This is a genomic window from Niabella aurantiaca DSM 17617 (assembly GCF_000374125.1).
In the GTDB taxonomy this organism is placed as follows: domain Bacteria; phylum Bacteroidota; class Bacteroidia; order Chitinophagales; family Chitinophagaceae; genus Niabella; species Niabella aurantiaca.
The window spans coordinates 265052-276495 of sequence record NZ_KB893644.1 but is presented as its reverse complement, the minus strand read 5'-3'; the positions used below and the strand labels follow the sequence as shown (position 1 = coordinate 276495).

The following is an 11444-nucleotide window of genomic DNA, read 5'->3' as shown; positions in this document are numbered from 1 at the left end:
TCTCGATGACGAGCCAGATCTTGTCATCATCCAGGTGTACATTACGAACGCCCGGAATGCTTACCGGGGTGAACGAAAACGAATACCAGCCCTTTAATAGTCAACAAGAAACAGTCCAAAAATGATTCCTTTCATCATATGCGATCGTTTAAAAAATAAAGAACAGGTAACCGTTTAAGCAATTGTGCAGCTTATTGTATGATCACCTGTGGCTCATATAATACCGGAAAATGCACCGACCGGGCGATAAAGCAAAGACCGTGTGCCCGCTGGTGCAGCTCCAGCGCCACCGTTTGCCGGGATGCATCTGTAATGGTAACTACCGGGCAGAGCACCACCAGCTCAAAACAACCACCACCATCCTCCTCCATTTTCATCTGCCCTCTTGCCGCATCGGTATAGTCCGTTACCACGATACCGGCTTCTGCACAAAGATGCAGGTACCAGAGCATATGACAGGAAGAAAGAGCGGCGACCAGCAGCTCCTCGGGGTTATACCGTTGTCGATCTCCGCGGAAAGCAGGGTCGGAAGACCCGTATAAATCCGGTTTGTCCCTGGCCTGTATCGTATAGTTCCGGCTATACGCCTGATAAGACGCCGTACCTTCACCCTGATTGCCGGTCCAGGTGGTTTTGATGTGGTATTGATGTTTTTGTGCGCTCATTCCGAAACGATCAGCTGTTATGCGACAATAAATTGATCGTAGCCCCATTGGGGTCTTTTACAAAGAAACGCCGTACACCCCAGGGTTCATTGGTGATCGGATATACCACATCCAGCTTCAGCTCTTTTGCTTTTTTATGCATCCCATTTACATCCGACACCTCGATGGACAGAAAAATACGCTCATTGTGCAATACCTCCTTCTTCTGATTTTCCAGCACGTTGATCTGTGCTGTCGGGTTGGTCCGGGAAGCAAAAGTCAATACCCAGCCCCGGTCCATAATCATATCCATATTCAGGAACCCGCGATAAAAAGCCTTGCTTTGTTCCAGGTCATCCGAATAAATATTGGGAACGATCCGGTTTATAAAAATATCCTCTTTCATGCTGTTTCATTTGTTGGTTCAGGGACCTGAAGCAATGGGTCCATTCCGCAACCATTGCTTCACCCAAAGATACTCCTTTAAAACGAGGCCGGGCGGCAGATCGTTGCATGGAGTGTATGATCACACCCGCATTCTCCGCTTTGCCACGTTTATCGCTTCAGATATGATAACGGAAAATTTACCGTATTGTTACATTATAGTTCCAGTTTATACAACCAATAGCGCTTTCCGAAACGCTGCCCTATTTCCCGGACGATGTTGAATCCCAGGTGCTCATACAGTTGGCGGGCATCGCCCATCATTTCCGATGTATGCAGTGCGATGACCGTTTCTCCGTTATGTCTTGCCAGCGCTATACAATCTTCCGTAAGTCTTCTGCCAATGCCCCTGCCACTAAAATCAGGAGCTACGGTTAAAAAGCGGATATAAGACCATTCGGGAAGATAAAGTTCCGTCGGGTTTCCATGCGGCACCAGGAAGATCATCCCCACGATCCGCCCTTCAGCGGTTTCGTAAACCAGGCACTCGCTTATGAAAAGCAGCTCCCGGTAGGTTTGCTCGTTACCGATCGATCCGGAAAGCCGTTGCCAGCTTTCCGCCGTCATCGCTTTCTCAAATCTTCGCCACCCTGCCATACCCAGCTCCCGCAGCTGCTGCAGATCCCCGGCCGCTCCTTTCCGGTAATGTATTTCCAAACTTTTTGTCATCGAAAAAATGGCATTCAGCTATCAAGTGTCTTCCAGTGCTCCAGCTCCTCATTAATAAAATGCCCGATCATTGTACGATAAACGGCTTCAATGAGCCCGGGAGCAACATCGTAGGCAACAGCCAGTTTCCTTTTCGACCCGATCACCGCCGCCACCCGCTTTTCGTCCTTAACAGCGGTTTCCGATCTTTTAAACCTTGCAGCGGCTTTTACAAAGCGCGCCCGCTGGCTGATCAGGCGGACTATTTCTTCATCGATCGTGTCGATACCGGCTCTTATTTCATCAATATTCCTGCAGTGTTCAGGGGTCATCTTCCTGTTTTTACGGTAAAAATAAAGATACTCCATAATTTATTGGCGACCTGTTAAACTTTTTAATAGTACCGCTGTTCTCCTTGGAAAACCACGACCACAGATGAACCGTTCTCTTAAGGACCTACGGGTATTTATGCGGATCGCCTTTTTAGAAGGGATCTCTTATCTTGTTTTACTGCTGGTGGCCATGCCGCTGAAATACGCTGCTGATATCCCCGAAGGTGTAAAATATGTGGGTTGGGCGCATGGAGTGCTTTTTGTGCTTTTCTGCATTTATCTGTTAAAAGTATGGGTAGGACTAAAATGGAGCTTCGGGAAAGCCACTGTTGCCTTTATTGCTTCGCTGTTGCCTTTTGGCACTTTCGTGCTGGATGCCAGGCTAAAGAAGGAATATCCGGAGATCCATACCGTCTCATAAACAAATGCCCTTCCCCCGTTTAATTTGAGCTTCAAAACAGCGCAGCGTGCAGAAGGAAGTGTAACTTAGCATACGGTAATGCGTGCTATGCAATTTTTTGTAGAAAAACAATCCATTGTACGGAAAATCTGGGGAAAAAGCGACACCGTGCTTTTTATTTTTGCAGGTGCCGCAGCTGAGTTTGCGCTCAATAAGGCAGTAGACTGGCTTTACTTTACCGGCAAATTACCTGCCGACCCGATAGGCCGATTGTTTTCCACAGTACAATATGCCAGAACGATTGTTTTTGCACCATTTAACCAGGCGAAGGAAGCCATCAACCGCATGCAGAAAATACACCAGGCAGTGGAGCAAAGCAGGGGCTATCCCATACCAGACTGGGCCTACCGTGATGTTTTATTCATGCTGATCTATTATTCGATTTCTTCCTATGAACTGTTGGAAAAAAAACTTACTCCTGAAGAAAAAGAAGAGGTATACAATGTCTTTTTCAGAGTAGGAACAGGAATGAGATTGCAGGCACTGCCTCCCACCTATACCGAATGGCTCCCCATCAGAAACCGGCATTTACTAAATGACCTGCAAAAGAGCAATTATACCACCGATTTGTTTGCGCAATACAAAAAACAACTCGGAGCGCTGCGTTTCAGGATATTGGTAGAGGGCCAGAAATTGGTGGTCCCTGACAGGGTAAAAGAATTGCTGCACTTTACCGGTTTTTCATTTTTAACCCTCATTGTTCCCGTATATAAAGTAAGCCGGTTGATGAAGATAGACCGACTCCTGAAAAACCTGTTATTACCGCCCGGTTATCGTGATCAGATCCGCAGACTGGATGGACCGCATGAGTAATAACAGTGCGGCATTCTTTTTATTACAATGTGTATCATCTTAAATGATTTTTGTCTCCAAAAACCATGGCCTACACCAGGGGCGGTGCCCTCACATAGCTACTACCAACTTATAATCCGGGTCCGCCCGTGATCCGCGTCGCGCCGGTAATATACGCATTCTCCAAAAAGATTCCCTCCGGGCTGCGGCTAAGAGCAGGTCACCGGGAGTTCTTGCTACAATGATTTGCGACGTGCTGCGCCTTGTCCGCTATCAAAAGATCAGGTCTTTTTGGCCCAAAGGCTTATTCCTGCTACATTTTATAGTGCCAGACCTGTTTTTAACCTTATGGCTGCGCGATAGCGGTCATTTCGATACCGGTTCATTATAAATTTTACCGAAGACCGGTAGCTTCTGCCAGCACCATCGCCATCAATAAAGACACCCCGCATCTGCAGGGTGTTTTTATTAATCATTAAGTAGTAAAATTCTTTTTATGCTTCCTGGGGGTTCTCCTTGGGATCCTTCACAGTAAAGAACAACTTCTCTTTCTCTTTATCAAAGTCTACCAGCAGCACATCGCCTGGTTTCACATGCATATTCAGGATCTCTTCTGCCAGCGGATCTTCCAGGTATTTCTGGATGGCCCGGTGCAGCGGCCGGGCTCCAAACTGCTGATCATATCCCTTGTCGGCCAGGAAGGTCTTCGCTTCCTCACTCAGCTCCAGTCCATAGCCCAGGTTCTGTACCCGTTTCAATACCCCCTTCATAGAAATATCGATAATGCTGAAGATATTTTCTTTGGTCAGGCTGTTGAAGATGATCACATCATCGATCCGGTTCAGGAACTCCGGAGAGAAGGTCCGCTTCAGCGCTTTTTCAATCACGGCTTTGTTTTCCTCATCTTCATTTTCCATCCGCGCAGAAGTAGCAAAACCAACACCCGCACCAAAGTCCTTCAGCTGGCGTGCACCGATATTAGAGGTCATTATGATGATCGTATTCTTAAAGTCTACCTTGCGGCCCAGCCCATCGGTCAGTACCCCATCATCCAGCACCTGCAACAGGATATTGTAAATGTCCGGGTGCGCCTTCTCAATTTCGTCCAGCAGGATCACACTGTAAGGCTTGCGGCGTACTTTTTCGGTTAACTGTCCACCTTCTTCATAGCCCACATATCCCGGAGGTGCACCGATCAGACGGCTTACGGTAAATTTTTCCATGTATTCGCTCATATCGATCCGGATCAGCGAATCTTCTGAATCGAACAGGTACCGCGCCAGGGAACGGGCCAGTTCTGTTTTACCTACCCCGGTGGGTCCAAGAAAGATAAAGGTTCCGATGGGCTTCTTTGGATCTTTCAATCCCACGCGGTTCCGCTGGATGGCTTTTACCACTTTTGAGATCGCTTCATCCTGCCCGATCACCATACCCCTCACATCCTCCGACATCTTGCGCAGCTTCTCCGTTTCTGCTTCCACCATTTTCCGGACCGGTATGCCGGTCATGATATTGATCACTTCGGCAATAGCCTCTTCATCGATCGGGTAGCGCTTGTGCTTACTTTCCTCCTCCCATGCTGCCTTCGCGCGTTCGAGGTCCTCTGCCAGCTTCTTCTCGGTATCCCGCAGGGATGCGGCTTCTTCGAACTTCTGGCTCTTTACCACTTTATTTTTTTCTTCCTTTACATCCTCGATCTTCTTCTCCAGTTCTACGATGTTCGGCGGCACGTTGATGTTCTTTAAATGCACCCGGGCGCCCACCTCGTCCATTACGTCGATGGCTTTATCCGGCAGCAGGCGATCGGTAATATAGCGGTCGCTCAGCTTCACGCAGGCATCAATCGCCTCGTCGCTATAGGTAACGCTGTGGAAGTCCTCGTATTTCGATTTGATATTGTTAAGTATCTGGATGGTTTCCTCTACACTGGGAGGATCTACCATTACTTTTTGAAAACGCCGGTCCAGCGCACCATCTTTTTCAATATACATCCGGTACTCATCCAATGTAGAGGCACCAATGCACTGAAGCTCACCACGGGCCAGTGCGGGCTTAAAGATGTTGCTGGCATCCAGCGAGCCGCTGGCTCCGCCGGCACCTACAATGGTATGCATTTCATCAATGAACAGGATGACATCCCGGTTCTTTTCCAGCTCATTCATAATGGCCTTCATGCGCTCTTCAAACTGGCCACGGTATTTGGTTCCCGCTACCAGCGAGGCAAGATCCAGGGAGATGACCCGCTTGTCGAACAGTACACGGCTCACCTTACGCTGTACGATACGCAATGCCAACCCTTCTACGATGGCGGTCTTACCCACACCGGGCTCTCCAATAAGAATGGGGTTGTTCTTTTTACGGCGGCTCAGGATCTGGGAAACGCGCTCAATTTCTTTTTCACGTCCAACGATCGGGTCCAGGTTCCCGCTTTCCGCAAGCTTGGTAACATCCCGTCCAAAATTATCGAGCACCGGCGTTTTACTTTTGGTAGCTGCTTTGGAGCTGCCGGCTCTTGACTGGGAGTATTTTTTTTCTTCTTCAAACTCATCTTCTCCTTCCTCACTGAATTCAGCACGGGGTTCTCCCGATTTTACGATGCCCAATTCCTGGCGAAACAGATCATAGTCCACATCAAACTGATTTAAGATTTGTGTTGCAATGTTTTCCTTGTTCTTTAAAATAGAAAGCATCAGGTGCTCCGTTTCCACCAGGTTGCTCTTCAGCGCCTTGGCTTCCAGCACGGTTACCCGGATCACTTTTTCTGCTTGTTTTGTTAACGGAAGACTGTTAATGTTTGCAATATTTTTTCCTGTTTTATCTTTTATTGCCAGTTCTATTTCCTTCCGCAGTTCAAAAATATCCACGTTAAAGCTTTTCAGGATCCGGATAGCGGTATTATCCCCCTCCCGGATCAGGCCCAGCAGCAGGTGCTCTGTGCCGATGAAGTCATTTCCCAGGCGCAAGGCTTCTTCCCTGCTATAGGAAATGATCTCTTTTACCTGGGATGAAAAATTATTATCCATATTTAGATAAAATGTTTATTTACAATATTAACAAATATATTTGGTACTAAATTTACTTGTAATTTAAGCATATTTATTCCAAATTCACTCTATATGCAAGTCAAAATAGATACCAAAGAGAAATTTCACGTCATCACGCCAAATGCGCCTGTTCTTTCTGCTACAATGACAGATAAAATGGATGCGGCGTTGCTCCCTTTTTTACAAAAGGACGTGAAGAATGTGATCCTGGACTTGCAGGAGGTTGAGGAGATGGATGCCGCTGCAGCGGCGAAACTCCTGCAAATACAACAAATCTTTTATGAAAACAACGCCTCCTTTGTCACCTGCCATGTACAAAAAACGGTAAACGCATTTTTGGCAGAAAATGAACTGGATGACCTGTTGAATATTACTCCCACAGAAAGCGAAGCCTGGGATATTGTGCAAATGGAAGAAATAGAACGGGAATTGCTGGACACAGAAGACATCGAATTTCCAGACACGGATATTACATGAACAAATAAGTTTAAAAAAAGTTTAACGGAATGTTAGGGGTCACCATACTGGGCAATAATTCGGCCGTTCCTGCTTTTGACCGGCACCCTACCAGCCAGGTACTTACGATGGCTAACCGTAAATTCCTGATCGATTGCGGCGAGGGCACCCAGATACAGCTGATCCGGTATAAGATACGGCGCAGCCGGATCTCGCATATTTTTATTTCACACCTGCATGGTGATCATTATTTTGGCCTTGTTGGACTGTTGAACTCTTTTGCCTTACTGGGACGCCGGCAGGAGCTGCATGTGATTGCCCCATCGGCCCTGCAGGAGGTGCTGGAGCTGCAATTCCGGCTGGCAGATACCCGCATGCCCTATCCCCTGCACTTTCATGCCATCGGGCAGCCGGGCTATTTAATGACAGTGGATGATATCGCGATCAGCTGTTTTAAAACGGATCACCGTATTGAATGTTTTGGCTTCGTGTTTAAAGAAAAAAAGAAACCCCGGCGCATCGATCCTGAAGCCGTGAAAGCATACGATATCGATTACAGCTGGTTCGAAAGCCTTCAGCAGGGGAAAGATTATGAAGGGCCTGATGGCCAGTTGATCAAAAACGAACTACTGACCCAGGAAGCGCCCAGGGGAAAGACCTATGCATTTTGTGCCGATACCAAATACGACGAATCATTCATCCCCGTGATCCGGAACGCCGACATGATCTATCATGAAGCTACTTACCTGCAAAGCTTCGCTGAGCAGGCCCGGGCAAGATTCCACTCCACATCCAGGGAGGCCGCTCTCATCGCGCGGAAAGCCGGTGTAAAAAAATTACTGGTAGGACATTTCAGCAGCCGCTATGATGCGCTGGATGCCTTTGAGCAGGAAACCCGGGAAGTATTTCCCAATACAGACCTGGCGCTGGAAGGCGTTTGCTACCGGATGCCTTAGCTGACGGGAAATTCCAAATACGAAGAGCCAAATACCAGATCACTTTCCTTTGTTCCGTACCGTCTTTAAAAACCGCTGATCATTCGCATCTGAATCCCCGTATTGTTTCCGCAGCTGTTCCAGTCTTTTGTGCATCGTGCTCTGCACACCGGCGTAGGCCGGATCATCGTACACATTTTTCATTTCATGCGGATCCTTTTTAAGATCATAGAGCTCCCATTCGTCCACATCATAATAAAAGTGGATCAGCTTATAGCGATCCGTACGAACGCCGTAATGCCGTTTCACCATATGGATGGACGGGTATTCATAGTAAGTATAATAGATCGCATCCCGCCAGGAAGTATCCATGCCATTCAGCAGCTTCCTGAAAGAGCGGCCCTGCATTGCCTCAGGAACCGGTACTCCTGCATAGTCCAGCAGCGTAGGCGCAAAATCGAGGTTCTGTACCAGCGCATCCGAACGCTTCCCTCCGGGGATTTCCGCCGGGTACCGGACCAGCAACGGGGTACGCAGAGACTCTTCGTACATAAACCGTTTATCAAACCAGCCGTGCTCACCCATGTAGAATCCCTGGTCTGATGTATAGATCACGATCGTATTCCTGTCCAGCCCATTGGTTTTTAAAAAGTCCATCAGCCGTCCCACACCGTCATCCACTGCGGCCACCGTTCCGAGGTAATCCTGCATGTACCGCTGATAGCGCCAGCGCATGAGGTCCGTTTTAGACATCTTTGGGTATCTTTTTTTGAAGTCTGCCATAATGGGGTCATATACTGCATCCCAGGCCTTGCGCTCCTCAGGGGTCATGCGGCCCAGGTTGTTGTTATAAGCAGCCTTATCCCAGGTGAGGGTTTGCTTCAGGCCCAGCTCGTCCATCATCGCCGGTGGTATCTTGCTGTCGCCCGCCCAGTTCATATCCTTAAGGATGTTCATCTCGGCTGTACGGGCTGCAGTGCCGCGTCCTCTATAATCATCAAACAGCGTGGGCGGTTCTTTTATGTGCATACGGGTATATGCACCAATATGACGTAAGGCAGGCAGCCATTCGCGATGCGGCGCCTTCTGATGAAAAAGCACACAAAAGGGTTTGGTGGTATCCCGCTTTGCGATCCAGTCAAGGGTCATGTCTGTTGTAAGATCGGTCACATAGCCCTGCAGCCGCTGCTTGTTCCCATTGATGACAAAATTTGGGTTATAATATTCGCCCTGGTCAATCAATACGGCAGAATAATCAAACCCCTGAGGTAAACCGTCCATATGTATCTTACCGATCAACGCGGTCTGATAGCCGTGCTTTTGAAGTTGTTTGGCAAAATTATCCTGGTCCCAGTTAAACCGCGCCTCGTTGTCTATCTTTCCGTTTATAAAGCTGTGCTTACCGGTAAGCAGTACCGCGCGACTGGGCGCACAGAGTGAATTGGTAACGGTTGCCCGGGTAAACAATACTCCTTCCTTTGCCAGCCGGTCGATGTTGGGCGTATGATTCAGGCCGTACCCGTAGGCACTTACCGCCTGGTAGCCGTGGTCATCGCTCATAATGTACACAATGTTCGGGCGTTGCTTTGTACCGGTTCCCTGCTGGGCTGTTGCGATCAATGGCAACAACACTACCAGTATCCATCCTGTTATTTTTGTCCGCTTCATCTTTTACTTTTTATTATTGCTGCTTCACTTCAACTACCCATTGGGCATAAAGAGCCTTTAACTCTTTTACGATCCCGGGGTGCTGTTTTGAAAGATTGGTCTGCTCCGCCGGGTCTGTTTGAATATTGACAAGAAAGAACCCGTCTTCATCGAGCTCCTGTTTTTTTGCCTGTGCAGGATTGTGCAGCAATTTCCAATTACCGCGACGAACGGCCCATTGCGGGTTTTCCTTTGTGCCGCCCTGTTTCCAGAAGAAGACCCCGTGCTGCGAAGGGGTGCTGTTGTCCCGGATGATCCCGGCCAGGCTTTTTCCATCGAGCCGGCGGTCAGGCAGGGGGATCTTACAATACTCCGACAGCGTAGGGAACCAGTCTATATTAGCCGCCAGCTGGTTCCTTACCTGGTTGGGCCGGATCTGCCCCGGCCAGCTAATGATCGCCGGAACCCGGGTGCCTCCTTCAAAGAGGCTGAACTTGGAACCGCGGAGCATGCCGGCAGACCCGCCACCGCCAAAACCACGTTCTTCTTTAGAAAACCCCTGGTCCGGCTGAAAGATAACAATGGTATTGTTTGCCAGCCCCAATGCCTTTAGCCGGTTCAGCAGCAACCCGATCTTTTCATCCATGGTAGAAACAAATGCTGCATATTGATCGCGGGGTGAAGCCAACCCTTTTTCCCTGTAATAGTCCAGCCATTTCTTTTCGCCCTGCAGGGGGTAATGCGGTACGTTGATGGCAAAATAGATAAAGAAGGGATTGTTCCGGTTCTTTTCCATAAACGCTCCTGCTTCACGAACCATCAGGTCCGGAAAGTAAACGCCATCCTCATGGATCTCTTTCCCGTTGCGCCACAGATCATGACGGTTTGGCCCGTTCCAGTAAAAAAAATGAGAATAGTTGTCAATGCAGCCTCCCATAAAACCGAACGAATAATCAAAGCCCTGTGCATTGGGCATGGTTTCAGGGGTATAGCCTACATGCCATTTGCCAATATGGGCGGTCTGGTAACCCGCATCGCGGAACAGTTCACCCAGCGTATATTGCGTACCCGGCATGCCTTCAACCCCCTTCAGCGAGGAGGCCATTTCGGGCAATCCTGCCCGCTGCGGGTACCGTCCGGTCAGCATGGACGCTCTTGACGGAGAGCAGATGGGAGAGGCTGCGTAGAACTGCGTGAACCGTACACCACTGGCACCCAGGCTGTCCAGGACCGGCGTATACAGATCCTTTGATCCATAGGAATGGAGGTCTGCCCAGCCCTGGTCGTCTGCGTAAATGAGGATCACATTGGGGCGCTGTTTCGTTGATTGACCCCACGCCGCGCTCATAAGCAAACTGCACCCTGCACATAACAGGAAATTCTTTATTGTCATACTATTTGATCCGGTTCCGGTTGCCTTCAACCGGGATTTTATTCTAAATTAGGATTTATTCTGGTCTTGATCCGGAGAAACCGGCCAGCGCTCCTCCTGTTGCTGACCAAGGGCCGCCGCTTTGCAAGCAGTATTTTTTTTCCGGCCGGCCCGTTTAGCTGAGGGAGCAAATGGAGCATCCGATCAAAAAAGAGATCGCCATAAGAATCACACCCCATAAGCCGATCTTATGACCGGTTCTTTTTAATTTGCCTTTTGCCAGCAATTCAATCAGACCTCCGGTCAGCAATAATAAAACGCCCACAACCAGTCCGCAGATAACGAGCGAAGGGCCTGCCTGGCTGATCCATCGCATGTTGTTCATTATATACGGTGCCGGTATTTAAAGCCCGCTGCAGATCGAAAAACCGATGAGCGCCGACGAAACAAGAACAATAAACCCGATCAGGACCGTTTTGCGTCCCCGAATAGCACGCTCACCCGTTCCAAAAAGCCGGATGATCCCTACAAGTATCATGATCAACCCTACAATCGGGCCGCCGATCAGCAAAAATAACCCCAGTTCTTCCATGACATTCTTTTTAATTGAAGCCGTTTAATTTCCCGGATCGCAGCCAATATACCGGCCCGGCGCGACGGGCTTTCCGCC

At 48.8% G+C, this 11444-nt stretch carries 14 protein-coding genes; 4 read left to right on the top strand and 10 right to left on the bottom strand.

All coding sequences use genetic code 11. The features are described 5' to 3' along the window. Window positions 1–191: 191 nt before the first annotated feature. The 4 genes from B160_RS0120595 to B160_RS0120580 all read right to left on the bottom strand — a co-directional run bounded on the left by B160_RS0120595 (window position 192) and on the right by B160_RS0120580 (window position 2068). Window positions 192–665 carry an OsmC family protein gene (locus tag B160_RS0120595; RefSeq protein ID WP_018629829.1) on the bottom strand — a complete coding sequence of 158 codons (474 nt, stop codon included), beginning with the start codon at window positions 663–665 and terminating at the stop codon, window positions 192–194. Window positions 666–675: 10 nt separating this feature from the next. Further along, window positions 676–1050 (bottom strand): VOC family protein, encoded by a 375-nt coding sequence (locus B160_RS0120590; protein ID WP_018629828.1) that lies wholly within the window; start codon window positions 1048–1050, stop codon window positions 676–678. A 194-nt stretch (window positions 1051–1244) separates the two neighbouring features. Further along, entirely contained in the window at window positions 1245–1745 is a 501-nt protein-coding gene (locus tag B160_RS30820; RefSeq protein WP_245562252.1) for a GNAT family N-acetyltransferase, read from the bottom strand. A 26-nt stretch (window positions 1746–1771) separates the two neighbouring features. Continuing rightward, window positions 1772–2068, bottom strand: a complete 297-nt coding sequence (locus B160_RS0120580) for a chorismate mutase (protein ID WP_026309909.1) — start codon at window positions 2066–2068, stop codon at window positions 1772–1774. 103 nt (window positions 2069–2171) lie between these two features. Here B160_RS0120580 and B160_RS0120575 point away from each other — a divergent pair, with 103 nt between their 5' ends. Beyond that, on the top strand, window positions 2172–2489 hold the full coding sequence (locus tag B160_RS0120575; RefSeq protein WP_018629825.1) for a DUF3817 domain-containing protein: 318 nt from the start codon (window positions 2172–2174) through the stop codon (window positions 2487–2489). A gap of 87 nt (window positions 2490–2576) precedes the next feature. After that, complete coding sequence (locus B160_RS0120570; RefSeq protein ID WP_018629824.1) at window positions 2577–3341, top strand: oxygenase MpaB family protein; 765 nt, start codon at window positions 2577–2579, stop codon at window positions 3339–3341. A gap of 299 nt (window positions 3342–3640) precedes the next feature. On the opposite strand, the gene B160_RS32015 is transcribed toward B160_RS0120570, so the two are convergent. Together B160_RS32015 and B160_RS0120560 are read right to left on the bottom strand one after the other, a co-directional pair. Next, the gene (locus B160_RS32015; RefSeq protein WP_018629823.1) at window positions 3641–3796 is read right to left on the bottom strand and encodes a hypothetical protein; all 156 of its coding nucleotides are present in this window, start codon (window positions 3794–3796) and stop codon (window positions 3641–3643) included. An 18-nt stretch (window positions 3797–3814) separates the two neighbouring features. Further along, a complete protein-coding gene (locus B160_RS0120560) occupies window positions 3815–6343 on the bottom strand; it encodes an ATP-dependent Clp protease ATP-binding subunit (protein ID WP_018629822.1) in 2529 nt (842 codons plus the stop codon). Between the two features lie 93 nt (window positions 6344–6436). Here B160_RS0120560 and B160_RS0120555 point away from each other — a divergent pair, with 93 nt between their 5' ends. Continuing rightward, complete coding sequence (locus B160_RS0120555; protein ID WP_018629821.1) at window positions 6437–6841, top strand: STAS domain-containing protein; 405 nt, start codon at window positions 6437–6439, stop codon at window positions 6839–6841. A gap of 29 nt (window positions 6842–6870) precedes the next feature. Further along, window positions 6871–7776 carry a ribonuclease Z gene (locus tag B160_RS0120550; protein WP_018629820.1) on the top strand — a complete coding sequence of 302 codons (906 nt, stop codon included), beginning with the start codon at window positions 6871–6873 and terminating at the stop codon, window positions 7774–7776. Window positions 7777–7815: 39 nt separating this feature from the next. Here the strand turns inward: B160_RS0120550 and B160_RS0120545 are convergent, their stop codons facing one another. The 4 genes from B160_RS0120545 to B160_RS0120525 all read right to left on the bottom strand — a co-directional run bounded on the left by B160_RS0120545 (window position 7816) and on the right by B160_RS0120525 (window position 11366). Then, complete coding sequence (locus tag B160_RS0120545) at window positions 7816–9423, bottom strand: sulfatase family protein (RefSeq protein WP_018629819.1); 1608 nt, start codon at window positions 9421–9423, stop codon at window positions 7816–7818. Window positions 9424–9436: 13 nt separating this feature from the next. Beyond that, on the bottom strand, window positions 9437–10795 hold the full coding sequence (locus tag B160_RS29790) for a sulfatase-like hydrolase/transferase (RefSeq protein WP_157558153.1): 1359 nt from the start codon (window positions 10793–10795) through the stop codon (window positions 9437–9439). A gap of 154 nt (window positions 10796–10949) precedes the next feature. Next, on the bottom strand, window positions 10950–11150 hold the full coding sequence (locus tag B160_RS0120530) for a hypothetical protein (RefSeq protein WP_157558152.1): 201 nt from the start codon (window positions 11148–11150) through the stop codon (window positions 10950–10952). A gap of 27 nt (window positions 11151–11177) precedes the next feature. Next, window positions 11178–11366: a hypothetical protein gene (locus B160_RS0120525; RefSeq protein WP_018629815.1), complete on the bottom strand. Its 189-nt coding sequence runs from the start codon at window positions 11364–11366 to the stop codon at window positions 11178–11180. Window positions 11367–11444 lie beyond the last annotated feature (78 nt).

Excerpts from the sequence above, each read along its gene's own strand:
- B160_RS0120595 (WP_018629829.1), bottom strand. The coding sequence starts at position 665 with ATGAGCGCACAAAAACATCAATACCACATCAAAACCACCTGGACCGGC.
- B160_RS0120590 (WP_018629828.1), bottom strand. The coding sequence starts at position 1,050 with ATGAAAGAGGATATTTTTATAAACCGGATCGTTCCCAATATTTATTCG.
- B160_RS0120580 (WP_026309909.1), bottom strand. The coding sequence starts at position 2,068 with ATGACCCCTGAACACTGCAGGAATATTGATGAAATAAGAGCCGGTATC.
- B160_RS0120575 (WP_018629825.1), top strand. The coding sequence starts at position 2,172 with ATGAACCGTTCTCTTAAGGACCTACGGGTATTTATGCGGATCGCCTTT.
- B160_RS0120570 (WP_018629824.1), top strand. The coding sequence starts at position 2,577 with ATGCAATTTTTTGTAGAAAAACAATCCATTGTACGGAAAATCTGGGGA.
- B160_RS32015 (WP_018629823.1), bottom strand. The coding sequence starts at position 3,796 with ATGATTAATAAAAACACCCTGCAGATGCGGGGTGTCTTTATTGATGGC.
- B160_RS0120560 (WP_018629822.1), bottom strand. The coding sequence starts at position 6,343 with ATGGATAATAATTTTTCATCCCAGGTAAAAGAGATCATTTCCTATAGC.
- B160_RS0120555 (WP_018629821.1), top strand. The coding sequence starts at position 6,437 with ATGCAAGTCAAAATAGATACCAAAGAGAAATTTCACGTCATCACGCCA.
- B160_RS0120550 (WP_018629820.1), top strand. The coding sequence starts at position 6,871 with ATGTTAGGGGTCACCATACTGGGCAATAATTCGGCCGTTCCTGCTTTT.
- B160_RS0120545 (WP_018629819.1), bottom strand. The coding sequence starts at position 9,423 with ATGAAGCGGACAAAAATAACAGGATGGATACTGGTAGTGTTGTTGCCA.
- B160_RS29790 (WP_157558153.1), bottom strand. The coding sequence starts at position 10,795 with ATGACAATAAAGAATTTCCTGTTATGTGCAGGGTGCAGTTTGCTTATG.
- B160_RS0120530 (WP_157558152.1), bottom strand. The coding sequence starts at position 11,150 with ATGCGATGGATCAGCCAGGCAGGCCCTTCGCTCGTTATCTGCGGACTG.
- B160_RS0120525 (WP_018629815.1), bottom strand. The coding sequence starts at position 11,366 with ATGGAAGAACTGGGGTTATTTTTGCTGATCGGCGGCCCGATTGTAGGG.